The sequence below is a fragment of the Segatella copri genome (assembly GCF_009495355.1).
Taxonomy (GTDB): Bacteria; Bacteroidota; Bacteroidia; order Bacteroidales; family Bacteroidaceae; genus Prevotella.
This window is the reverse complement of the sequence record NZ_VZAD01000061.1, coordinates 71,829-96,959: the sequence shown is the minus strand read 5'-3', so window position 1 is coordinate 96,959 and position 25,131 is coordinate 71,829. Positions and strand designations below refer to the sequence as shown.

The 25,131-nt window shown below is 43.0% G+C and carries 23 protein-coding genes; 7 read left to right on the top strand and 16 right to left on the bottom strand.

Going from position 1 to position 25,131, the window contains the following annotated elements; genetic code table 11:
- Positions 1–174 precede the first annotated feature (174 nt).
- The 11 genes from F7D20_RS07735 to F7D20_RS07685 all read right to left on the bottom strand — a co-directional run bounded on the left by F7D20_RS07735 (position 175) and on the right by F7D20_RS07685 (position 9,406).
- Positions 175–765, bottom strand: coding sequence for a DUF4112 domain-containing protein (locus F7D20_RS07735; protein WP_158463532.1), 591 nt, complete (start codon positions 763–765; stop codon positions 175–177).
- Positions 766–770: 5 nt separating this feature from the next.
- A complete protein-coding gene (locus F7D20_RS07730; protein WP_158463531.1) occupies positions 771–2,945 on the bottom strand; it encodes a hypothetical protein in 2,175 nt (724 codons plus the stop codon).
- 24 nt (positions 2,946–2,969) lie between these two features.
- The gene (locus F7D20_RS07725; protein ID WP_158463530.1) at positions 2,970–3,299 is read right to left on the bottom strand and encodes a hypothetical protein; all 330 of its coding nucleotides are present in this window, start codon (positions 3,297–3,299) and stop codon (positions 2,970–2,972) included.
- Between the two features lie 30 nt (positions 3,300–3,329).
- The gene (locus tag F7D20_RS07720; protein WP_158463529.1) at positions 3,330–3,866 is read right to left on the bottom strand and encodes a hypothetical protein; all 537 of its coding nucleotides are present in this window, start codon (positions 3,864–3,866) and stop codon (positions 3,330–3,332) included.
- Positions 3,867–4,008: 142 nt separating this feature from the next.
- Positions 4,009–4,425, bottom strand: coding sequence for a hypothetical protein (locus F7D20_RS07715; protein WP_158463528.1), 417 nt, complete (start codon positions 4,423–4,425; stop codon positions 4,009–4,011).
- A 20-nt stretch (positions 4,426–4,445) separates the two neighbouring features.
- The gene (locus F7D20_RS07710) at positions 4,446–4,646 is read right to left on the bottom strand and encodes a hypothetical protein (RefSeq protein WP_158463527.1); all 201 of its coding nucleotides are present in this window, start codon (positions 4,644–4,646) and stop codon (positions 4,446–4,448) included.
- Between the two features lie 299 nt (positions 4,647–4,945).
- Positions 4,946–5,326 (bottom strand): hypothetical protein, encoded by a 381-nt coding sequence (locus F7D20_RS07705; protein ID WP_158463526.1) that lies wholly within the window; start codon positions 5,324–5,326, stop codon positions 4,946–4,948.
- A 28-nt stretch (positions 5,327–5,354) separates the two neighbouring features.
- Positions 5,355–6,497, bottom strand: a complete 1,143-nt coding sequence (locus tag F7D20_RS07700; protein WP_158463525.1) for a hypothetical protein — start codon at positions 6,495–6,497, stop codon at positions 5,355–5,357.
- 187 nt (positions 6,498–6,684) lie between these two features.
- A complete protein-coding gene (locus tag F7D20_RS07695; RefSeq protein WP_158463524.1) occupies positions 6,685–6,906 on the bottom strand; it encodes a DUF6140 family protein in 222 nt (73 codons plus the stop codon).
- 68 nt (positions 6,907–6,974) lie between these two features.
- Entirely contained in the window at positions 6,975–9,185 is a 2,211-nt protein-coding gene (locus tag F7D20_RS07690; protein WP_158463523.1) for a hypothetical protein, read from the bottom strand.
- Complete coding sequence (locus F7D20_RS07685) at positions 9,185–9,406, bottom strand: DUF6140 family protein (RefSeq protein WP_158463522.1); 222 nt, start codon at positions 9,404–9,406, stop codon at positions 9,185–9,187. Before F7D20_RS07685 ends, F7D20_RS07690 begins: the two co-directional genes overlap by 1 nt.
- Before the next feature lie 1,023 nt (positions 9,407–10,429).
- On the opposite strand from F7D20_RS07685, the gene F7D20_RS07680 reads away from it, so the two are divergent.
- From F7D20_RS07680 to F7D20_RS07670, 3 genes are all read left to right on the top strand, one after another.
- Positions 10,430–10,837 carry an FMN-binding protein gene (locus F7D20_RS07680; RefSeq protein ID WP_158463521.1) on the top strand — a complete coding sequence of 136 codons (408 nt, stop codon included), beginning with the start codon at positions 10,430–10,432 and terminating at the stop codon, positions 10,835–10,837.
- 352 nt (positions 10,838–11,189) lie between these two features.
- Positions 11,190–12,296: an FMN-binding protein gene (locus F7D20_RS07675; RefSeq protein WP_158463520.1), complete on the top strand. Its 1,107-nt coding sequence runs from the start codon at positions 11,190–11,192 to the stop codon at positions 12,294–12,296.
- Positions 12,297–12,534: 238 nt separating this feature from the next.
- Entirely contained in the window at positions 12,535–13,566 is a 1,032-nt protein-coding gene (locus F7D20_RS07670) for a CNNM domain-containing protein (protein WP_158463519.1), read from the top strand.
- Between the two features lie 193 nt (positions 13,567–13,759).
- On the opposite strand, the gene F7D20_RS07665 is transcribed toward F7D20_RS07670, so the two are convergent.
- Both F7D20_RS07665 and F7D20_RS07660 read right to left on the bottom strand, forming a co-directional pair.
- The gene (locus F7D20_RS07665) at positions 13,760–15,376 is read right to left on the bottom strand and encodes a vWA domain-containing protein (protein ID WP_158463518.1); all 1,617 of its coding nucleotides are present in this window, start codon (positions 15,374–15,376) and stop codon (positions 13,760–13,762) included.
- Positions 15,377–15,379: 3 nt separating this feature from the next.
- Entirely contained in the window at positions 15,380–15,841 is a 462-nt protein-coding gene (locus F7D20_RS07660) for a C-GCAxxG-C-C family protein (RefSeq protein WP_194253527.1), read from the bottom strand.
- 172 nt (positions 15,842–16,013) lie between these two features.
- Here F7D20_RS07660 and F7D20_RS07655 point away from each other — a divergent pair, with 172 nt between their 5' ends.
- The 4 genes from F7D20_RS07655 (at position 16,014) to F7D20_RS07635 (ending at position 21,394) form a co-directional block, all read left to right on the top strand.
- Entirely contained in the window at positions 16,014–17,600 is a 1,587-nt protein-coding gene (locus tag F7D20_RS07655) for an ATP-binding protein (RefSeq protein ID WP_158463516.1), read from the top strand.
- Between the two features lie 145 nt (positions 17,601–17,745).
- Positions 17,746–19,884 (top strand): DUF262 domain-containing protein, encoded by a 2,139-nt coding sequence (locus F7D20_RS07645; RefSeq protein ID WP_158463514.1) that lies wholly within the window; start codon positions 17,746–17,748, stop codon positions 19,882–19,884.
- Between the two features lie 263 nt (positions 19,885–20,147).
- Positions 20,148–20,330 carry a RhuM family protein gene (rhuM, locus tag F7D20_RS13220; protein ID WP_158463578.1) on the top strand — a complete coding sequence of 61 codons (183 nt, stop codon included), beginning with the start codon at positions 20,148–20,150 and terminating at the stop codon, positions 20,328–20,330.
- Positions 20,331–20,977: 647 nt separating this feature from the next.
- Positions 20,978–21,394 (top strand): DUF6078 family protein, encoded by a 417-nt coding sequence (locus F7D20_RS07635; protein WP_158463513.1) that lies wholly within the window; start codon positions 20,978–20,980, stop codon positions 21,392–21,394.
- Positions 21,395–21,410: 16 nt separating this feature from the next.
- Here the strand turns inward: F7D20_RS07635 and F7D20_RS07630 are convergent, their stop codons facing one another.
- The 3 genes from F7D20_RS07630 to F7D20_RS07620 all read right to left on the bottom strand — a co-directional run bounded on the left by F7D20_RS07630 (position 21,411) and on the right by F7D20_RS07620 (position 25,017).
- The gene (locus F7D20_RS07630) at positions 21,411–22,610 is read right to left on the bottom strand and encodes an AAA family ATPase (RefSeq protein WP_158463512.1); all 1,200 of its coding nucleotides are present in this window, start codon (positions 22,608–22,610) and stop codon (positions 21,411–21,413) included.
- 4 nt (positions 22,611–22,614) lie between these two features.
- The gene (locus F7D20_RS07625; RefSeq protein ID WP_158463511.1) at positions 22,615–23,628 is read right to left on the bottom strand and encodes an aspartate-semialdehyde dehydrogenase; all 1,014 of its coding nucleotides are present in this window, start codon (positions 23,626–23,628) and stop codon (positions 22,615–22,617) included.
- A gap of 249 nt (positions 23,629–23,877) precedes the next feature.
- On the bottom strand, positions 23,878–25,017 hold the full coding sequence (locus F7D20_RS07620) for an MFS transporter (RefSeq protein WP_158463510.1): 1,140 nt from the start codon (positions 25,015–25,017) through the stop codon (positions 23,878–23,880).
- Positions 25,018–25,131: the final 114 nt, after the last annotated feature.

The following is a 25,131-nucleotide window of genomic DNA, read 5'->3' as shown; positions in this document are numbered from 1 at the left end:
AAAAGAAATGCTATATTATATCCTGACGGATATGTATGCATACTGCCACACTTCGGGCATTTTACGGGAGCAGTATATACTGTACACCGCCACTCACAGTCCCATCCCATGAATTTGTTTCCACAATTATCACAGGTAAACTTTGTCATTCCTCTAAACATAAGCAATCCTTTTTTAGAACAATGAAGCTATCCAATCATAAGCCATGGTTCCCAAGCGAATGGCCCATGATATCACCACATAAACCAACCAGCAAAGCACGACGATGAACACAGCCGTCCAAAATGCCTTCTTATTCACCTTATTGATAATCTCCTTATCATCCTCGATATACCCGGTAACCAATCTCAGGTTCTCAACATACGAACGCTTGAATACATCCAGCACATCACCTATATAGAAAGGTATGGCACCAATCAGCACATCCATCAAGATATTATAGATGACAGCCAAAGTCAGCGGAATCGACTTAACCACGCAAAGACTGTAATAGATAAATGGGAATGCAAACACGCTCGTCAAAGCATCACCGATACCGACAGGAAGGATGAAGCCAAGGATAGGATCCAAGAACCACTTGTCCATATACTTCGCCGTACCTACCATCAGACGATATGATGGCATGTTCATCATCTTCTCACGCTTTGCTGCTTTTTTATCAGCCCTCGCCTGTTCTTTGGCAAGAGCCGCCTCTCGCTTTTGATCTTCTTTTGCGAAATCCATGCCCAAATCAGCCTGGGCCTGCTGTCTTCTTGAACTTTCCATACGCCTTATAATTCTATTTGTTTCTTACCATTTATAAATTCCGTGAACTCCTGTTCCGAAAGAGAAAAACCGCTCAAGTCGCTCATCAACTCCATAGCCTGCTTACGTTCCTCCTCACTACCAGCCAGATTGATACGCTTGAACACCTCACGAAGATAAGCACTCTTGTTGTCTATCTTAGCCATTTCACGCTTAAACTCATCAGCATGTTTCTTCAACTCCTTATCGTAAGCTACAGAAGCCAGCTTTCCGTTGAGCTGCTGCGCTTTGAGCTTAGCGAAACTATCAAACAGAACGATGCCTTTTTGCAAAGATTGCTCCATAGCTTCTGTCGTCATCGCCAAGTCTTCCTCGCTATACTCAGCAGGTTTGTTCTGTTGTGCGGTCTTGCCCTCTATCTTCTTATGGTCTTTCGTATATGCTTCCACTCCATCAAGCAGATTCTTAGCCATATTCTTGTCGGCATGGAGATTGTCTGCCAACATTCCTGTAAACTGAGAAAGGTTCTGCTCCACGTCGGAAGGAAGCTTGGCTGCCTCCCGATAATCGGGAATATCGACCGCATGCACCAACTTCTCATCTATCTTGCTCTCCATGATTTCACGTCCAAGTTTCAGCATGGCAACCATATCACGGAGATGTTTCAGCATCTTCAATTTCAAGTCGTCAGAGCAAACTATCTTGCTTCTGATCTCCTTAGAAACCTTATCCAGCTCACTGGAGAGTTTGGCATACTCATTTTTGATACGGATTTGTTCCTCACGATGCGATTCCAATTCCTCCTTATCCAATTTCAAATCTACCTGATAGCTCTCATATTCTCTCACAAGTGGGAAGCATACAGCATTCCATTCAGCGAAGTCACGATAGTAGTTCTTGTTGGCCATACCAAAGGTGATCCAGTTGACCAAGAAGAAAGGCTTGGAAGGCTTCTTAGCCTTCGCTTCCATATAACTTCCCTGCTTTGACTCCAAGGTGGCGGTGATGTCATTAATCAGCGAGGTGTAGACATCGATGTTCTGAAGATGGTCGTTAATTTCCATGTCCAGCGCTTTCATCTGCTGGAGCAGACATTTTCGTTGCTCCTCCAATGGACGAATAGTCTCATCCGCATACAAAGCATCAAGCGTCGCCTTCAAGTCAGAAGCCAACAGCTTTTCTCCATAGCGCAAGAACACATTCGCCTTCGGAATTACCACATCATTGAGCGTTTTGCAGATTACCAACAATCGTCCCATATCAGCCTTGATGCGAGTGGCATCATGCTTCACGCTGGTTTGGAAAACTGACAAATCAGACTTCAAACGATTAGCGCGTTCACTTGCTCCCATATAGTGTTCGAGCATCGTCAATCCTGCCATCGCCAAGCCCAATGACTTGTTGCCGTTCGACAAAGACTTATAAGCCTGCAAAGAACCCTGCAAAGAAGTGCGGAAGCTTTTAGAAATCTCACCAATCAGAGCTGCACATTTCTCCGTGAGCTTGTTATATTCCAACTCCACATACTTAAGCATCTCGTCCACATCCAGCCACTCTATTCGCTTGAAGTCGAACAGATCAGGAGAAACCATCTTGATGGAGTCGCCATAAATATCGATCAGTTTCAGGGCATAGTCACGATAAACCGTCCCGATATCACTACGCAAGGATGTAAAATCTTCAATGTTTCCACGAACGCTATCCTCGGCATAGTGATAAGCCTCCACCATCTTGGTGTATTTATCAAACATGGTAGACGCCTTGCTTCTAACATCTTTCACGCCATTCGTGCCCATGACAATATCAGCCATCTTCGACGTCCCCTTAACAAGAACTAAGTTTAGGTTCTGCTCCACCTGCTCCTTCAACTGCTCCAAAGCAGATGAAGACAACGCCAGTTCCGTCTCGGCTATCTTCAAAGCCTCCTCCTTGTTGCCCTGTTCCAGACTGTCATTCAACTTGTACTCAGCCACAAGCGTTGTACGTGAATTATTGGAAACAAAAGCAATGGCGATATTACCGTTATCATGGAAATATCTGTAGGCATCAAATACCAGCTTACTTACCTCCGAGGAATCGGAAGCTATACCATACTTCTTCAGTTCAAAAGCCAAATCTGCACGAAGATACGTCTTGTTCTCCTTGCAGAGTTCATCAGCAATCGTCTTGATCGCCTGATATACTTTTTGATTATCAGCCATACTGTTCATCGTATTTATATTTATTTATTCTTTATCACTACCTACAAATGCCGATGCCTTCATAAAAGAGAAGGTTGCATCAACGAGCCAACCGATGCACGAACCGACTGTAGCTATCCACCAGGCAACATGATAACCTGCAGTACAATTGGTAGCCTTGAAAAGGACATCGCCGTCAAAGAGATGCCTCACCAGATTAGGCAGGAAGAACAATCCATGCGCCAAACCAGCTTGCCATCTATACAATTCCGTACCATTGATGTTGACAAACAATACTGCTGCCACTATAGCAACGATTGGTCGCCAGGGTAGGAACATGAAAACCATTACAAGAAACCCTATAATTTTATTCATTTTTCGTTACACTTTATTTATGCTATGATTTCATCTATACAGACAATTATCTTTTAGATACATCTTGTTGTTTCTAATCTCAGTTGGAGTAAGTTTCTCTTTACGATAATCCTTCAAGGAACCCTTCTGCACCTGAAATCTACTCGTCTCCACAAAGATCAGGCTCTTGTGAATCCTCGTCTTGGCACGCTCCTCCATCCATTCTCTGCCTTTAGCGAGAGAAGACATATACCAATATCTCGTCTCAGCCCAAGCATTCCTTGTAGGTTGCGCAGTACCATGAATGAAGTCACGATAAACGGGAAGCGAGAGATCAGTTAGCCAACAAATCAGGACCGAATCCCCCTTAGCCATTAGCGTCATGTCCGACAACATCTGTTGCATGGTCATTTTCTCCGACTTCCGCCAAAGCATCCTCCTATCCATATATTCATTCTTCAAAGCCTCCTCCTTCTTTTGCCAATAGCCATGAGGGGTCAAGAAGAACCAATAGCCAAATAACACTACCAGCACGGCACTCATTACCGCAGCCAACCAACATACTCTTTTCCTGATGTTCTTTTCCATTGTTACATTACCTTATATAGTTATACATTTGATTTCGGCTGCGAAATAACTATATAGATATGTCAAATGGTGGCAGAGTATCAAGAAAAAAGTAAGAACACTCTATTTTTTTGCGAAATAGACATCAGTCACCCATAACGAATCAATAAACTAATGACATTTCTATTCCAATATTTCCCTGTTCAAATAAGATATTGTCAAGTTTCAGCTTTTCAAACACTTTCTGCAATTTGTCAATGTCGCCAAGGCGCAGTTTAACGATATTGCCAGGCATCTGTTCCACCCAACCTGCTTTCTCCGGCACAAGTTTCTTGGCATAAGAGATGGCTGGCGAAACAAGCAGGTCAATACCCATCTTGCCGTCATACGACAAGAACAAGTCTGTACCCTCAATCTTCTTCACAGTAATGTTTATGCTTACAGACTTGGTAAAGCCCAGCACTTTGATAGGTATAGAGACAGACACAGTAGCCCCGTCTACATACCCAAAATTAACAGTCTTATGAAAATGACTGGCTACATAATCCTGCAGCTCAGCATAAGTAATCGCTATCTTCATATAGCCTTATTTTAAAATGATTATTTTTTCTCTCTGTTTTTCCATATTCTTCGATAGACATATTTGTTCAAGCCTAAAAAGCCTGGTGGATAGGTATGCCACCCACCACACTTAGGGCATTTCACTGGAGCAGTATAGGCTGTTGCCATCCACTCGCAATCCATCCCCTTGAATCTATGTCCGCAATCATCGCAGACGAAAGCACAGAATCCTCTAAACATAAGCGATATGATTTATAAGTAGTTTTTTAAAAAATACTCTTACCATATAAACGAAACGGCATACTCTTGTCCGACGCACAGCCAACCAACAACGATTTATTGAATCATTCATTATTTCGTGCTTTGCGTCGGACAAATTTTTACTTCTTACCTCCAAACGTAGGTTTTCCACCTGTCATATCTACAATGACATCCAACACTTTTTTAACAATGCTAACAATTGTGTCTGCCTCGCCCTGTGAAAGGTTACGCGTGTCAGGTTTTAATCTTCCCGTAACATTATTATTTTTAAGTTATTTTTATTGAGGTCGCATTTCAACATACTTATCCCCATCACCTATCTTTATGGTATATTTCTTGTTGAGAGCATAAGCAGCAAAACCAAGAATCATTGCTAATTCTGCCGTACTTATAGTTACAGTACCAACGGTAAGTCCCATAGCTGTTGCACCCATAACAGTTCCCGCTAAAGAAGCGCCTCCTGTAAACGGAGCGGCAGCTAAACCACCTATTACTGCTAAAGCTCCAAATCCAATAGCCCCCTTAGCTACCTTAGCTTTCCTCCTTCTTGAACGAACTGCATTAGCAAATGTCTTGGCATAGGGATCTTCTATTCTTATTGAATCTACCTTATTTTTGATAGCTTCTTGCAATTCTTCTTTTGTTCTAACTACTATCATAATATTTCCAATTAAAATTGCAACTAATTTAGTTCATGGCCTCCTCTATATCCTCAGCAGAAAAGCCCAATTGTTTTGCTATCTTTTTGAAATATAATTTTTCAGCCAAAGCAACTTTATCTTCTGCTTTCAAGATATCAACTCCTTTTTCTAACAACTTCGCACTATTAGCTTCATCATTTTGTATAGAAGAGAAGTCTATTTGCAATAACTTATCACCACTCATTAGTTGTGCAAGTTCTAATTGCTCATCTTCAGACAAAGTGGAACTCTCTATTTCATTAGATAAAAGAGTTTCTTTTCTTTCATTCCAATTACCTCCTACTTTTGCCAAATTAAGCATGAATTGAATAATCAACTTATCTGGATTCTCTAACGCAATAGGAGACTCCGCTCCATCTTCTACCTCTGAAAAGGTTGCATTTACAAAATCTTCTGTATCTCCTTCTGGGATATGAATGTCATACATTTGTTCCTTCAATTTCTTTTGAAGACGCTTAGCTGAAGGACGGAATGTTGCAGCAGTTAATCCACCAGAAATAATGCCACCCAAAATTGGAATTGTTTTACCTACGCCTTTAGCAAAAGTATCTTTTGTCAGCTTTATTCCTATCCATTTGGCTACTTGCTTAATAATAGGATAATACACTGTTTTAGTTAAAGCCTTTTGAGGCAAGCGCTTAACAACTTGGACAGCAAATGCCTTAGAAACATTTTTAATTGCATTATTAGCTGCAGCAGCTCCCATCATCACACCGACAAACAAAGTCAACATATCTTGTGACGTTTCGGTAAGATTACCATTTTCATCTCTTAAGTCCGGAATACCATAAAGATAGGCTAATTTCTGTGCCAAGACGAAAGTATGCCAATAATATTGAGCCATATCTGCTGGGATTGTTGCTGCCATAGCTAAACCTCCTGGAATACCAGCGACAACCGACAAAGATGTAACTTTCAATAAATGATTATTGATACAGGAGTTTGCTAAACTATCTATTCTATCTTCCGAAAGGACATCAACAGGATTTGAGATAGCCTTCTCCAATTCATCTTTAGAGCAATACTGTCGAAGTTCTGATCTCAAAAACGTCTCTCTATCTACTTGTACTCCAGGAATAGCCAAAGCCGAAGACATAACTTTGTTCCATACTGTTACTTCATTTGCCATAATGCTCTATTTTTTTAATATTTTTGTTAAAAACTTAAGCCCTGATGCCACATCATTCATTACATGTGTATAACAAATATTTGTAGTACCACAACTTGGACACACAGAAACTTCCGACATCGTATTATAACTACGATGGCATTTTTTACACGTTGTCATTTTAGGCGTTCTCATCTATTTATATTTTTTAGTCCAACTTCTTAAATTCAAAATCGTTCTGGTTGCAGCATGCTTTCTTATAGTCGAAAGCATAGAGGCGCATGTAGGCCTCTTGCACCTCCTTGGCTCCATTGTAAAAAGGGGTGACGGTGTGCTGCATGGTTGTTACTGTCACTACCATTTCGGGAGTGAGAACTGTACCGTTAGAGCGCTTGATGCGCTTAGGCATTATTTGAAATACTTTACTCATAGTCTATTATGTTATATGAAACCCAATTAGTTGTGAAAATCTTATCACAACTAATTGAGTTATCAGAATTATGCTTTACATTTTATTTCTTCCAATTCTTTGGCGCGTTCCTCAGAGATTCCCAATGATTTTCTTTCACGCTCCAATAATCTACGAACATTATCAGGAATTACTCCATCTTCGATAACATCATCAAGAGCTTCCATGTACTCTTTTTCTTCATCGGTAAAAGATACCAAAGAAGCCTTTACCATGTCCTCAATCTCTTGCGCTCTCGTCTCTGACAATCCGAGTTTCTGACGTTTACGTTCCAAGAACTTACGAGAATGAGCATCTATTTCAGACGCATCTTCCAAACAGAACTCTACTTCTTCCTTATATGCCAACTCGTCCTCTGACAATTCAGATTTCTGTGTTTGAGCAATCTGAGCAACCGCCTGACCATTAGAGGCATTAACATTATCGTCCTCAAAATCCTGCAAAGGCTTGAACTGCATATCTATCTCCCATTCTATCTCTTCTGTCTTACTAAAGGTCTTGTCTGTTTTGGCATCATAAGTTCCACTTACATTTGTGACAAGGTATTCAAAAGATGCCTTGACAGACAGAACTTTACTTGAAGTCATGCTTACAGATTCCGAGGAAGACAGATGCAAAGAATATGACAATATATTTCCATTCAATCTTTGCTTTACCAAAGCTTGCCAAGAAGTTTCAGAGTCTAACCAAACCAAATCGTCTGGGCAATATGGCTGCTTTGTTGGTAAATACGTCTGAACCATCTCCATTCCATCCTTGGATGAATAACTATTTTGAGCAGCAGTATTTTTACCAAAACTTCCCCCAACATTAACGGCTTTAACATCCAATTCTCCAGACACATCCAACTGCTTTGCTTCTGAAGAAGCAGTATCTAACCCACGTAATCTTTTAATTCTTATTTCATTAGCTCCAAGACATTGTCCCAAATAACAAAGTTCATGTACTCTTTCCATAAACAACTGCTCTGTTGCATTCTCAAATGGAAGATACGTTGCAGGTTTGAACGGATGACCAATGTATAAAGTGTTGGCTTGCGGATGCCCAACAGGGAATTGGATTGATGTAGGAAGATCGTTTAATGTAAACACGAATTGTATGTTCCCATCTTTATCATAGCAACCAGGTAGTTGTTTCTCTGTTCCAAGAACAAATATAAATTTTCTCGTATTATAGTCTATTTGTGTAAAATAAGCAGGAAGATGTTTAGTTGTATTCATATATATATCCTTAGCTTCTTGCTTAATCTCAAAATCTGGTGATTCCATGGCTGCTAACGCCATTTGTCTTCCTTGTAATTGATTTAAGCAATACAAAGCATTAAGATAATATATTTTACAACGGAATTCATCATCTGTACAAAGTACAAGCGCCTCTCTAAACGCACTGTTCATAGCACCGTCATAACGATCTACTTCTTCTGAGAATTGCTCCGAGCCAGCTGCGATATCAACATCTAATTGTTCTTCCATTTTTTGTGCATACGCCAGTCCCAAATAATAATAACAAATTGATTTAGTCTCATCATCTGTAATATCTGTAGATGACAACATTTCATTTATTCCTTGAATTGCCTTATCCGCTTCATTATTATCCAAATAAGATTCTATTTCTTCCAATGGGGTTGTCTCCTCTTCATGCCCTGCAACAGTAACCATCTTGTTTAACACGGCAGCTATTTTTTGAGCATCAGCTTTAACGGCAGAAGTCTCTCCATTAAAACTAAAGAAATGGTCCAATGGCAAAGGTACATTATCCTCGTCATTTCCATATCCCCATAGATAGATATGCATCTCGCGATATTCAACTCTCTTAATGTCATTAAATGCAAAAGAATATACGTCTCCCTCATCATTATCAGGAATCCAAGCAAGCCTTTTATTGGTAATAACTATGCCTTGATTTTTGTTTCCAAAGAATGAAGTATCATTAAAGAACAAGATTTGTTCATGTATATCTATATTGAAATTATCACGAATAGAAGCCTTAGCACTATCAGAAATGTTTGTCATCATACAAACTATATGCTTGCCTCTTACACCATTCATAAAAGCTTTAGCCACTTCGTCAATTGGTGTCTCCGAAAAATTCCAGTTTTTTCCTCCATTAAGATTTTTGTCTATTACATCCATAGACTTATCTACAATGTCAGTAGCTTGCGAAATTGCATTTATGACAGGCGAAGAAGAAGCGACCATATTGACCGCTTTCTTCAAATTTTTAGAATTAAATATTCCCATTAGTCCAACTTCTTAAATTCAAAATCATTCTGATTGCAGCATGCTTTCTTATAGTCGAAAGCATAGAGGCGCATGTAGGCCTCTTGCACCTCCTTGGCTCCATTGTAAAAAGGGGTGGCGGTGTGCTGCAAGGTTGTTACTGTCACTACCATTTCGGGAGTGAGAACTGTACCGTTAGAGCGCTTGATGCGCTTAGGCTTTACTTGGAATACCTTACTCATAAGCATTCAGTTTTTAAGTTATCGTATATGGTTTATGCAAACGAGCGCAATGAAAGCTGCTTTCAAATTGCCCAAATGCAAGTGTATCAAGTTGCAAAGGTAGGAAATATCTGCGAACCAAACAAGTTCATAATGGTCCATAAGTGAAAAAAGAATGGCGTGAACCCCTACTTTCTTCACTTCCTTGTAAGTTAGGCTCTGGTAAAACCCGTAGAAAAGAAAATGCGAAAGAGGAATCCACACCATATGATGGCGCAGACTCGCTCAAACAAATTCGCGTTCTTTCTACGTTTCAATTTACCAGATTTCAACCTACAGAACTGAATAGTTTGCTCGTGTCCACAAGATTATCTTGTTTCTCTGCATCATAGCGACTTCAAGCGAGGACTTTCACCTGCCCTGTCACTAACCAATGGCAAATGTATTAAAAATCTGATGAGCCACCAAATTTTTAACAAGAAATCTTATGGATTCCTCCTATATTTCACATTTCAGGGACTCCACTCCCTCCTTCTTTCTGCATTCATACCTTAATTATATAGAGTTATTGTCAATTCTGCGGCAAAAATACAATCCTGTTAAGACAAAAACTGACATAGGAGGAGAAAAAATGAAGAGGGAAGATGAAATTGAAAATGAAATACAATATGCATACTGCTCGGAAAGGAGATAGCTTCCTGATGGGACAGAAAGGAAGAGAAAGAAATTCACTATCGGATACCAAGGATTGTCGATGGAGGATATGTAAAGCAATACCTAAAAATAATGATTTTTGAATACCAGCATTGCTTATTACAGAATTATTGTGTAATTTTGCACACAATAAAATTAGGATCTCAACTTTCGCAAATGGGGAAGTTAAAGAATTTAAAGAAGTTAGAGAAGTTAAAGCCATATGCTTTACAGCTAAATATTCAACCAAAAAGGCTGTTGGCTATAACTTCTAACGACCGAAGGGAGTGATAACTTCTTTAACTTCTATAACTTCTGAACTCTGCGAAAGTTCTATAACAAAAAACAATTATGAAGAAAAGAATATTCATTTTTGCGGCAATACTGTGCATAGGAATGGTCAGCAGTATAATAGCAACAGCCAAAAGTTCCCACTCTGAGGTCATGACCAAGAAGGCAGACGGAACCTACATCGTCAATACCACAACGCTGGGGAAAGACATCAAGGGATTTCGCGGCAACACACCACTCGCTATCTACATCAAGAAAGGGAAAATTGTAGAAATCAAAGCACTTGCCAATCAGGAGACTCCCAAGTTCTTCAACAAGGTAAAACAGGGTCTGCTCAACAAATGGAACGGCATGAAAGTAAGAAAGGCACAGCATGCCCAAATCGATGGTGTCACAGGTGCCACCTACTCCAGCAAAGCTGTAAAGGAAAACGTAAAGCGGGGCATCTCTTATTATCTAACGCATTGAACCTTCGCAAATACAGAAGTTAGAGAAGTTATCACTCCCTTCGGTCGTTAGAAGTTAAAGACTCAAGTTTCGCAAGTGGTTTAAGTACGGGCTGAAGGCCCAAAAGCTCTTAGCCCAGGGCATCGCCCTGGGTACAATGACAATCAGAAAGGCGCCCTGTAAGGGCAAAAGCCTTATAAATTGTTAGGAGTTTTAAAGCTTTTGCCCTTACAGGGCGACAGGCTATCATCCGTAATAACCCAGGGCGATGCCCTGGGCTAAGAGCTTCTGCCCCTTCAGGGCGTGTGGGGCGAAACTTCAGTTAAAGACACTACAGTAACGAATAAAAAAATAGGAAACAACAGACTTAAATATGAAATCATTTTTCAGAACAAAACAGTTATTAAGTCTTTTCATCTGTCTGGTCATTGTTTCTTCGCTGGCTATCGTAAAGCATGGCGAACTGTTGGGACACTCTTTCCGATCTGAACAGAAGCCACAGGCTGCAAACAATGACACTCTACGCATACTCGGAAACGGAACTGCCGTCATCAACACTTCTGCGCTGGCATCAGACATCACAGGATATGGAGGAAAGGTGCCACTCAACATCGTCATCAAGAATGGTGTCGTAGAGAACATTGTGGCGCTAAAGAACGACGAGACAAAGGAATTCTTTGACAATGCCTCTGCCCTGTTTGAGAAATGGAAAGGCAGAACGATAGACGAGGCAATGAACATGAAGGTGGATGCCGTAACAGGGGCCACATTCTCATCCAAAGCCATTATAGGAAACATGCAACGGGGACTTCTGTATGCCAAGAACAATCTGCAGACCGACGAATCAGTAAAAGGCAACAGCAGTTGGGGTTCTTCTGATAACAGCGGCTCTTCTCTGTTCTCCCTAAGAAACATCACCGGTATATGCGTGGTGCTGATGGCAGCCATCCTACCACTTTTTGTCAAGAACAGAAGGTATCATTTCTGTCAACTGATACTGAATGTCATTGTGCTTGGATTCTGGTGCGGAACTTGCCTTTCTTATTCTTCCCTGCTGGGTTTCGCAGCCCATGGCATGGAGATATCGGGCAACATCATTGCGACAGTCATGCTGATAACGGCTTTCATTTATCCGCTCTTTGGCAAGAAGTCGCACTATTGTACCCACGTCTGTCCATACGGCTCGCTGCAGCAGATAGCAGGCAGAGGGATAAAATACAAGATAAGAATGAGTCCCTTGGCTATCAAACGGCTTGACAAGGTGCGCAAGCTGATATGGGCTTTGCTGATGGTATGTATTTGGGGAGGAGTGTGGAGCGAATGGACTGACTATGAGCCTTTTTCGGCATTCATCTTCCGTTCTGCCTCATGGATTGTCATTGCGACAGCCCTTCTGTTCATCGCATTATCCTTTGTGATCACACGCCCCTACTGCCGTTTCGTGTGCCCTATGGGGACATTGATAAAACTCAGATACTAACATACTTTTACTAAAAACATATTAAAACTATATAATTTACGAAAAGATTGTATTGAAATCATGTTTTTCTGCTTATTTTTGCAACAGATTGAAATATAACAACAATGTCATTTGCATCAATATCCATATTGAATAAACATCACAGATGTAATGTAGCCCATTATATCCTTCATTGCAACATTCGAAAATAATATCTATCTCATTACAGATAACATATTATTAACGAATTGAAATTTACATGGGTTTAATCATATTATATTTTTTAGGTGCACTGTCACTATCCTTTTTATGCTCCGTCCTGGAGGCGGTGCTATTATCTACTCCGATGTCGTTTATCTCGATGAAGGAGAATCAAGGCAACAAGACTGCCTCGTTGATGAAACAGTATAAGAACAACGTAGATCGCCCGGTAGGTGCCATTCTTTCGCTCAACACCATCGCCCACACCATCGGTTCTGCCGGTGTAGGTGCTGAATCTATGAAACTCTTTGGTGAAGAATACTTCGGAATCATTTCTGCCATTCTTACTCTGTTGATTCTGGTGCTTTCAGAAATCATCCCGAAAACGATTGGTGCCTCCTATTGGCGCTCTCTGGCGATGACATCTACCAAGATCATCAGGGTGCTCATTTTCATCACCTATCCTCTGGTACTGCTCTCTGAGCTTATCACAAAGGTATTTACACCGAAGAGCCATCAGGCTTCCATGAGTCGCGAAGAAGTTTCTGCCATGGTGGATGTAGGTACCACAGAAGGTATCTTCCATGAATCAGAAAGCAAGATTATCAAAAGCTGCATCCGTCTGGCTGGAGTAAAAGCCAAAGAGGTTATGACACCATCCATCGTAGTGGAATCGGCTAACATCAATCAGTCCATCAAGGAGTTTTACGAGCAGAAAGAGTGGAAATTCTCCCGCATCCCCGTTTATGACAACAATAAGGACTATATCGTAGGATATGTTCTGAAAGACATGGTGCTCAAGGAGGTTTCGGACGACAAGTTCCAAACCAAATTATCCGAACTGGTACGCCCGATTCTCTCTTTCAAGGAGGACGAATCCTTGTATCAGATATGGGAAAAGATGCTGGAAAAACGAGAGCACATCTCCATCATCATTGATGAATACGGCTGCCTTCGTGGCGTGGTTTCCATGGAAGATGTGATAGAGACGATGACAGGCGTGGAAATCGTTGACGAAGACGATGTTGCCGTGGACATGCAGGCTCTGGCAAAGGAAAAGTCGCGTATGATGATGCTGAAAAAGAAATAAAAGAAACATCTTACTCAACTTTCGCAAATGGGGAAGTTAAAGAAGTTAGAGATGTTAAGGGACAAATGCTTTTGTGGATTTGCCCCTTCCCCATTCCCTTTGTGCTGTTGGCTATAGCCTCTAACGACCGAAGGGAGTGATCACTCCTTTAACTTCTGAACTTGCTAAAGTTCAGTTACTAATACTGAATCGTCTAATACCTCCTCACGGGGCGATAGGTGATGGTATAGAGGTGATGGAAGTAAGGCTCCCAGGAATTATTCTCGGCTTTGTCTTGCTCGTGTACGATACAGATGCCATAGAAGCGGGTGCCCGTGTCGCGGTATTCCTTGAACTTATCGAGCAGCAGACGGGGAGGCTCCGGAATCATAAAGTCGGTGATCCACAGCACGTCGGCATTGACATAACGCAAACCGTCGTTGTCGAGAAGAGAGAACATCTCATCCATCATCTTGCGTGCATTCGTACCACCACCGATGAAGGGAAGATGAGAAGCGCTTGACTGGCGCAGCGGCTTCTCCAAATCTGGCTCGTCCGAAGACTGAGGTATCTGCAAACCCAACTTGCGCATGCGGTTGAGCCGGCGTTTCTCCATCAGATCGACGGCATGGATGCTGACCGAAAAGTCTATGAGATAACAGTCACGTTCCAGGTCCTCGGCAGTTTCCTCAAGCAGGGAGATAAGCGTGGAGGCAACTCGCTCGGGAGTGCCATACATACTTGCCGACGTGTCGAGGCACACGATCATGGGACCCTTGCGCGAGGCATGGGTGAATCCCAACTTGCGTGAAGGCTTTGCCATCTCGCTCTTATAGCGGAAGGTCTGCAGCCTGCGCGTACGATACTTATAAATAAAGAGCCCTTCCATGTCCTCATCGCTATACTGTGCAAGTTCGAGAGGCAGCAAGGAGTTGAGGTCGTCGCCCACGGTGATGCCCTCAATGTCGCTGCCTGCCGAATGCTCCATCTTCATGTCTACGCCCGAAGCTATAGTGAGTCGGTCCTTGCCATTGGCGTCTGCCACACGACCCATCTTTGCCACTATCTCCTTGATTTCGGGATAGCGGTCCTGTATCTTCATCTGGTTAAGCCTGCGTTCAAACTCGGTCTCGGTCCATCCGCCCGACATCAGTTCCCAAGCCTGTACGGCTCTGCTCTCGGGTATTCCCTTGGCCTTGATGTTTCGGGTCACCTGACCCATCATCTTGATGAGTCCGCTCTCGAAATTGTTCTGTCTGATGGCGATGAAGTTCTTCAGTTTGCCAAGTGTCTGCCTTTCGATACAGTCTTTCCAGTCTCTCACCAGACGTTCCCAGTTCTCGCTCTTCGAAGCGCCCTCGCCTTGAAACAGCCGCACGAAGAAAGGCTTGTCGAAACCGTCGGCACCATAATCCTGCTCCAACTGATGGAGCAAGGGATGCCACACCTGCCTGTCCATACGCCTGAAGCTGGTCCAGGACAGCACATCTTCGGCACGATGATGGGCAGTCCAGGCACGCTGGCGCTGAAAACGGATGTGATGCACACACTCCACCACAAACTTGCCCACGCAGTCGTAGAACACCTTTGCCTTGATCTTGCTGTTCACCACCTGGCGCATGAACTTCTGCACCTCCTCACCTGTTGCGATGGTTATCTTCAGGTTGAAGAGATGAACGAGATAGTCTTTCAGCGGATCTTCCTTCGTATTCCAGGGCATGACCTGTGCCGGCAGTTCGGGCATGATCACCCGACCTGTCTTACAGAAGTCGTCCAGCATCTTCAGGTAATACTGGGCTTCGGCAAAGTCCTTGTTATTTTGGTAGTTCATATTTTATTCTTTCGCCATCAAGTATTCGGCAAAGATTCTGGCAGCACTCTCCACTTTGGCAGCGCAGGGACGCGTCTTATAGTATTCGGCTGTACGGGCAGAGGCGACATAGCTCGACTGAGCTTTCTCATGACCTTTCAGTCCTAAGATTTCGGCACAGATGATGCTGCCATTCTGCTCTTTCGACTGGGCGAGCAGTTGCTGCACCACCTTATAGCATGCCGACTTTCCTTCGCGGTCATCGCCTTCGGTCTGTCCGCAATCAAGTCCTACGAGGACAACTATTCCCGACACGGCACCGCACATCATCCGCATCCTTCCTACTCCACCTCCGAAGCCTGCACCGATGCGCTTCGCCATCTTGTCGTCAAGACCATACAGATCGGCAAAGGCTGCCACTACAGACTGACAACAGCCATACCCCTGCATGAAGTTATCCACCGCCTGCTGCACACGTTCCTCCAATTCGGGAGTCAATTTCTTCTGTTCATTCATAACGTTCTCTCTTTAATAGAAACAAGGATTTACCATAAAGCCCACTTGCAAAAATACGCATTTCCCGCGAAATAACCAAGCACAGAATTGCGAATATGATTTTTTTTTGTAATTTTGCAGTAGTATTCAATAAGAAGGCAATATGAAATATCCTATAGGCATTCAAAGTTTCGATAAAATCATCAATGAGGGCTATCTTTACATTGATAAAACCGAGTTGATTTATGACTTGATACATAATGGAAACATTTACTTTCTGAGTCGCCCAAGGCGATTTGGCAAGTCTTTGCTTGTGTCAACCCTCGAATGCTACTTCCAAGGCAGGAAAAAACTGTTCAAAGGGCTTGCCTTGGAGAAATTAGAGACAGAATGGAAGGAATATCCTGTATTTCATATAGATTTCAATGGCAAGGATTTTACGAAGGAAAATGAATTGGAAAATGTATTGACTGAATTTGTCGAAACACAAGAAGCTATATATGGCAAGTCTCCCTTTGCCACAACTCTTGGAAGTCGCTTCCGTGAAATTCTGAAGGCAGCCCACGAAAAGACAGGCTTGCGTGCCGTCGTATTGATTGATGAATACGACAAGCCATTGCTTGACGTAATGGACTTGGATATGTATGTCACTACCAATGAGAGCAAGATAACCTTAGAGGATTATAATCGTAATACCCTGAAGGGATTCTATTCCGTCTTCAAGGAAGCCGATGAGCATCTCCAGTTCGTATTACTCACGGGAGTTACCAAGTTTTCACAAGTCAGTGTGTTCAGCGGTTTCAACCAACCCGACGACATCAGCCTCTCCGCCCGATACGACACCTTGCTCGGCATCACCGAGGAGGAACTCCACACCGTCTTCAAGGAGCAAATTAAGGAGATGGCAAGGGAATATGAGTTTACTGAAGATGAAATGAAAGTCAAGTTGAAGCGCCAGTTCGATGGTTACCATTTCAGTCGCCGATTGATTGGCGTATATAATCCATTCAGCATACTCCGTGCCTTCAACGAAATGTGGATAGACGACTATTGGTTCAAGACAGGTTCACCAACCTATCTTGTGCGCCTCCTGGCTCACGACAACGAACACATCAACGAATTGGTGGGCAAGTACTATACCACCCAAGACTTCGATGACTACAAGGCTGATGTGGAACGTCCATTGCCTATGATATATCAGAGTGGTTATCTCACCGTCAAGAAGTATAAGCGATCAACCAACTCCTATCTGTTGGATTTTCCAAATGATGAAGTACGCCGTGGCTTCATCACATTGCTCACATCCAGCTACCTCAAGCCAAAAGAATCTCCAAGTTCATGGGTTCTTCAAGTGATAGATACCATGGAAGAAGGTGATGTAGAACAGCTCAAGAAACTCTTCACCTCTTTCTTGGCAAGCATTCCCTATTCGCAGCGTCGCAAGGATGATGAGCGAGAGAAGGAGCGATACTTCCAGTACACGTTCTATCTCATTCTCCGAATGATCAGTTCCTATACCATCTTCATCGAGAAAGAGCAAAGCGAAGGCAGAGTGGATTGTATCATAGAGACCACAAACGATGTCTATATCTTCGAGTTCAAACTTGATGGCTCCGCCGATGCCGCCATCCAACAAATCAAAGACAAGGGATATGCGAGGGAATACGAAGCAAGTCCAAAGCATATCCATTTGATAGGCTGCAATTTCTCGTCGAAGACGGGGACTATTGATGGGTGGGAAGTAAGATAACAAATCACAGAATGTTACATGAAAAAGAACTGGGACTACATCTGATGATTGACACTAATATCGCCAAAGACTTAATAATGGAATTGAGGGGAAGCAATAATTTGGAACAATATAGGACGATGTTGAAAAGATAAAGAACGAAGATATGGAAGCCATAAAAACTAAATTAGAGAACCTGTTTACAGGTGATGATACCTGCTATATTATACCTGTATATCAACGTAATTATAGTTGGACAAGCAAACAATGCAAACAATTATTTCAAGACTTGCTTTCTATTATTGAAACAGATAGAGAGCATTTCTTTGGAAGTGTTGTTCTATACCATATTAAACATAACTCATGGTCAGTAATTGATGGTCAACAGAGACTAACTACAGTTTCTTTGATATGGCTTGCTATGGCAAAATTAATCAAAGATGGCGTGAAGCAAGCAAAAAGCACTTTGACCGATAATATCCATAAAAAGTTTAGTTACGAGTCGTTGGAAGATGGTTCGATCCAGCCTCGTATGGTTCATGTTGAAAAGGATAGAAATGCTTTTGCTGCATTAATAGAAGATAACGAAGAGGCATTTGAAAAAGATTCTTATATCACACAGAATTTTCATTTATTCTATGAATGGATGAAAAACTCAAAATATTCTTTAGTTGAGTTTTATAATGCAATAAAGAACTTGATGATGGTGAAGATTGAGGTAGACACTAAAGACAAGCCACAATTAATATTTGAGTCTTTGAATTCTACAGGATTAGCCTTGACTGATGGCGATAAAATTAGAAATTTTATTTTGATGAATTTAGAGCCCAATCTTCAGAAAGCATATTATAAGAACTATTGGATCGATATAGAGAAGTATTCTAATTATTCTGGTAACCCAAAGGATGCACAAGGAGCTGTAACACTTTTTGTGAGAGATTACATGACCGCTCAAACAAATAAAATTCCTGTTTTGCGTGATGTCTATTTTAAGTTTAAGGAATTTACAAACCATAAAGGGCTTGCGCCAGAAAAGTTGCTTGGAGAAATGAAGACGTATTCACGCTATCTTTTTGAGATAGAAAATGCAGCAACCAAAAGTAGCAAGTTGAATTTGATTCTCAAACGACTTGCTCTTTTAGAGATGACAGTTTGTCATCCTTTTGAATTTAAATTGTTGGATAGTTTTTATTCTAAAAAAATAGATGAAGAGGAACTTTGTAAAGTGTTGGTCGTTGTTGAATGCTACATTTTCAGACGATTGATATGCGATGTTCCAACAAATGCTCTTAATAAGATTTTCGCATCGCTTTACGACAGTGCGGAAAAGCTCGTACAAAAAGCTATCATACCCTATTATGAGGCAGTTTGTTATCTTTTGACTTCCCGTAATGGCTCTGGGCGCTTCCCATCTGACAAAGAATTTATGGAAGCCTTAGCCACAAAGAATATATATAAGATGCGTGCTAAGAATAAAATATATACATTCTATCGTTTGAATGCTGGTAATAATGCAGAAGGAGATACTTCGGTAATAGATAAAATGCTACCAGATGGAAACGGAAATGTGATATTGTCTATAGAACATGTGATGCCACAAACGTTGAATGTTGATTGGAAAAAATCTTTAGGAGGTGAACAGAAAGCGATACGCCTTCAAGAGATTTGGGAGCATACCATTGCCAACCTTACTCTGACGGGATATAATAGCTCTTATAGCAATAGTAGCTTTATGACGAAACTGACATTGCAGACAGAATCAGGATTGGGCATAGGTTTTAAGTATTCTCCTTTACATATCAATGAGTTTATCAAGCAACAGACATCATGGGGTGAAAAGCAATTAGAGGCACGATTGGGTGAAATTCAAAGAGAGGCAATAGAAATATGGAAGTTGCCGATTTCTAAATATAAGCCTGCAATAAAAGAGGCAGAGTCTCTCACTTTGGAAGATGAGTCAGAGGATTTTACCAATACAGTTTTTATTGACTGTAATATCAATGGTGAGCAACTTCCAATTAAACAAGATGAAAATTGGATAAATGCTTTTATTGGTATCATGAAATTCTTGTATAGAGAGTATAAATTTGATATTCAAAAGATTGCTAATGATGATTCGTTAACTTTCTTACAAAATGAAACGACCAAGTATCAAAACAGTGTGTTGATTTTCGATGGTGTTTACGCCTACCTAAAAAGCTCGACTGCAGTTAAAATAGACATATTGAAAGATGTCTTTAACGAACTAAGCATAGAGCAAGATGCTCTTGTTTTTCACATTAAAAGAATCGGTGGAAACGAATAGTAATTCGAAACAAAGAACGAAACATTTGAAAACATAAAGCACACTGACGAGATTAGACAAGAGTATTAGCTGGCAAGGGAATTGTGTGTGGCTGTTGGGTATAAGAAGGACGAAAACTTCAAGCCTGTAATACATAAAGCGATGGAATTATGCAGCCTAAATTGGCAAGATGTAAATTACCATTTTCCGCTAATGCAGCAAATGATAGAGATAGGAAAGTGAGGGCATAGAAAAGTGGAGTTCTATCGCCTCTCACACCATGCCTGTCTTCTCTGTCCCATGTCGCTCAGCTCAAAGAAGGAGATCTCAATAAGTATTCAGTTATCCAAAAAACTTGGATAACTGCTACCGAAGGAAAAAGGTATGAGGCTAATGTCTATAATCTGGATATGATTATTGCCGTAGGCTATCGTGTGAACAGTTACAAGGCTACTCGTTTTCGTTAATGGGCGACTAATACGTTGAGCGATTTTATCCATAAAAATCGAGAGATCAGAGGTAGCTCCAGCCGACGATGGCTTGCTCCATCTTCTGACATAGCGACTGAAAATTCTGGTATTCCTGCTATCTGAGAAGTTGGAATGACTGCTTTCCTGATCACTGGAACTTAGACTTAATATTTTGTCTGCCTAAAGCACATTTGTGCCCTGACTAAGGGCACAAATGTGCTCTGGTAAGATAAAAAGCTATTTCCGAGTTCCAGCATCCTATCTCCGAGTTTTAGCATCCCTGTATAAGCCTTACCATTCTATGAATTACTCAACTTTCGCAAATGGTTAATTACGGGCTGAAGGCCCAAAAGCTCTTAGCCCAGGGCAGCGCCCTGGGTATAATGGCAATCAGCAAGGCGCCCTGTAAGGGCAAAAGCCTTATAAATTGCTTGGAGTTTTAAAGCTTTTGCCCTTACAGGGCGACAGGTTTGCGTTCATGATAACCCAGGGCGTTGCCCTGGGCTAAGAGCTTCTGCCCCTTCAGGGCGTGCTGCTGCAATGAACTGCTCGTTTATTTGCGCTGCCCTGGGCTAAGAGCTTCTGCCCCTTCAGGGCGTGTGGGGCAAAACTGAAACTTCAGTAACTTAAAAATAAAAGAAAAAATGAAGAAAATTTCATTGAGTGTAGTTTGCCCCATGGCATCCTGCACACGCAGCAACACTTGCGCCCGTTATGCGCAGTATGTCAAGGCACTTACCTGTGCCGATACCTTTGAGGTGCTCAATGTGAAGCACCTGCAGTGTGAGGGCGAGAAGTGCCCCTATCATCTTGTGTCAGAAAAGCAAGTATGGGCAAGGGGATTCCAGCGCATCTACAGTACCATCCCGGCGGGAAGAACCCATTATTTCTATTCCCGTACGCCTTATGCCCGGCGCAGGTTTTATAAGGCGAAGAATGGCGAGATAGCCATTGATCCCGACATGCAGCAACACCTTATCTCCATCTTCCGGGAGCACGGTGCTGACATGAGCATCGGCTTCGACAGTTATGAAGAAAAGGACGTACTGGTGGAGAAATAAGTATCACGTGGATGCGCTACTCCGCATACAGTTTCATCGTGTCCTGACGGGTAAAGGCCAGCTCTCTGTAGAAATCGCGAAGATAAGAAGAGAGTTCGGTCTTGTCGTCGGAAGAAACGAAGAGATTGTCACCTAACTGGCGTTCCAGGGAAGTCAGGGCATCAGAGAGACTCTCTATCTCGCCCTCGTAATCCCTGCCCTCATCAGGACTGCGGCGGATGCGATGATATTTGATGTCCTCGGCAAGGGCATTCTTCATCTCTACCAACTTGTCGGCATGAGGAGCAAAGAGTGCTTTGATGACGAGCGCACGGATGGCATCCCTCTCCTCCGGCTCCTGCCACAGGCAATGGTAGATGGGAAGAAGATCGCATACTGCCACTTCCGCCCGATCCTGCATAAAGGCAGAGGTACGAAGCAGGCGCATGATGTTCTTCCAGCGACGGTCGCTCACATACACATGACGGCGCTCGTCGGCCTCGTCGACATTGACTGCCCTCAGCGACTTGCGGATAGCAGAAATGGCATCGAATACCTCCTCCTTCACTCCTATGCGATCGATGGCCTTCGACCATTCCGCATATTCCCCGGCAGTAATCGCATTTGAATTGGCTTTCCCTTCGGCCGCCGCACACAGTCCTCCCGCTTCACTCTTCACCCCCAGGAGCATCTCTCGGAAGTTCTTCTCCTGTCGGATGGGACGGCTCTCTATGCGGATGACGAATCGGTCCCACAGCGCCTCCAGTCCCTCACCCTTGGCTGGCAACTCGTTGCTGGCAGCCACGAGAAGCTTCAGCGGCAACTCGATTTCGCGTATGCCGTTGCGGAACAGTTTCTCATTGATGACCGTGAGCAGGGTGTTCTGTATGGCAGGACCTGCCTTCCATATCTCGTCGAGGAATACGACATCGGCTGTAGGAAGATAACCTTCCACAGCACGCTCATAGGTGTCGGAGGTCTTCAGTTTCTGAATGCTCACAGGACCGAAGATCTCATCGGGCGTAGAGAAGCGCGACATGAGATACTCGAAATTGCGTGCTCCACGGAAGGCACACTTCAACTGTCGTGCCACCATACTCTTGGCCACACCCGGTGGGCCTAAAAGAATAACGCTCTCGCCTGCCAGAGCGGCAAGGAGCGAGAGCGATATTTCTGTTTCTTTCTCATAAATGCCCCGGTTCATATCCCGAAGCAAGAGTTTGAATCTTTCAAGCATGTATTTACTTTATATTTCCTACTTTGATCAAATACTCAGCGATCTGAACGGCATTGAGCGCTGCGCCCTTGCGAATCTGGTCGCCTGTGAGCCACAATGTATTGCCGTTGTCATCGGCGAGATCCTTACGGATACGGCCTACATAGACATCGTCCTTACCCGCACTCTCCAATGGCATTGGGTAGACGTAGTTCTGTGCATCGTCCTTTACGGTTACGCCAGGAGCAGCCTCCAAAGCCTTGCGGATATCCTCTACTGCCAAAGGCTTCTCGGTCTCGAACCATACGCTCTCTGAGTGAGAACGAAGTGAGGAAACACGTACACAAGTAGCACTGGTGCGAACATCAGAGTGCATGATTTTACGAGTCTCGTTGTACATCTTCATCTCCTCCTTGGTATAGTCGTTAGGAGTCATCTTGTCTATCTGAGGAATGACATTGTATGCCAACTGATGTGGGAACTTGTTGATATGGTCTGTCTTGCCAGTCTCGATGATGTCCTTATACTGCTGCTCAAGCTCAGCCATGGCTGCAGCACCAGCACCCGAAGCACTCTGGTAAGAAGAAATATGAATCTTCTTGATATGGCTCAGGTCGTCGATAGGCTTCAATACCACTACCATCATGATGGTGGTGCAGTTTGGATTGGCGATGATGTTGCGTGGACGGTTGAGCGCATCCTCGGCGTTTACCTCTGGTACTACCAATGGCACATCGTCGCACATACGGAAAGCGCTTGAGTTGTCAATCATCACAGCACCATACTTGGTGATAGTATCGGCAAACTCCTCAGAAGTTCCGCCGCCAGCAGATGTGAATGCGATATCGACATCTTTAAAATCATCGTTATGCTGCAAGAGTTTCACCTCATAGTCCTTTCCCTTATAGTTGTATTTTCGTCCAGCCGAACGCTCAGAACCAAACAACACCAACTCATCCATTGGGAAATTTCTCTCAGCAAGGATACGCAGGAATTCCTGACCTACTGCACCGCTTGCACCAACAATTGCTACTTTCATAATCGAATCTTTTTAAAAGTTGTTTAAAGTGAATCTTTTGGAAAAGAAAAGAATGCTCCTTTCCAGCATGATGATTTCTCATCTTTGGTTGTCTTCTAACGCTTATCCTCTCAAATCCGCTGCAAAGTTAAGACTTTTTCTACAATATCAAGCATAAAATCCCATAAATTATTGCTTTTTGTTGCATTTTTATTACTTTTGCTAACATTTCTGCATTATTTTGCATAAAATATCATTCATCCATCTCCGCTACTCATATTTACGATGAAACATCAGCAGACAGAGGGCACCTATCAATGCCATAGGCACACCGATAAGGGCGGGATAATGATAGCCCAATCCCATCGTTACAGGGATTCCGCCAAAAAAGGCGCCCAGGGCATTGCCTAAATTAAACGCTGCCTGGATGCAGCATCCACCCAACATCTCGCCTCCTTCGCTGTGCTTCACGATGAGATATTGCTCGGGCGAGCCGATACCGAAAAGACAGGCACAAGAGACAAACATCATCGAAGCCGTTACCCAGCCATTGTGCGACAGGAAGAAGGTGGCAAGCAAGGCTGCCGCCGCCAAGAACTGAAGATAACAGGTAAAGCGGCCTGGCTTGAATCGGTCTGCCAGCAATGCACTCACCTGGTTGCCCACTACCATTCCCAAACCGGCAAGAATCATCAGCAACGAAATACTCGACGCATGGAATCCACTGTTCATCTGCAAGAGTGGAGAGATGTAGCTGAACCAACAGAGAATGCCGCCATTGCCCAAGAAGGTGGCGGCGATGATAAGCCAGGGAGCCAGATGGCGCATGAATCTGAACTGCGCCTTCATACCCTTATTGGGCAATGCCTCCACATCGGGCACCCACTTGTGAATCATATAGAGCGTGATGATGCCCAACACCACCGACATCATAAAAGGTACTCGCCAAGAGATGGTGTGACTCAGGTAGGTACCCAACGGAACACCCATCAGGTTGGCAAAAGGCATACCGGCACACATCATCGCCACCGCCTTGGTGCCCTTACCCTCTTTCGCCATCTTCACCGCCACAATGGTTGCAGTTCCGAAATAGGCACCATGAGGCAGTCCCTGTATGAACCGGGCACAAAGCAACAGCCAATAGCTTGGTGCCATCGTGGCGATGACGGCTCCGAGAATCACCAACGACACAAGAAACAAAAGTATATTCTTCGGGCGATACTTATGCATCAATATCAGCGAGAATGCTCCGGCACATACTCCTAATGCATAGACCGAGATGAGATGACCAGCCTGAGGGATGGACACATTCATACTGTGTGCCACATCGGTGAGGATTCCCTCGATAATAAATTCGGCGACACCAAGGGTAAACGTACCCAAGGCAAGTGCAAACAGTCCTTTTTTCATACGCGTATTATCCTTATCTTTCTATCTTAAGTTTACTTTCCGGGTGCAAATTTACAAAAATCTTTGCACATATAATTGATAAGGAGGCAAAAGACTTTGCTTTTTCAAGATTTA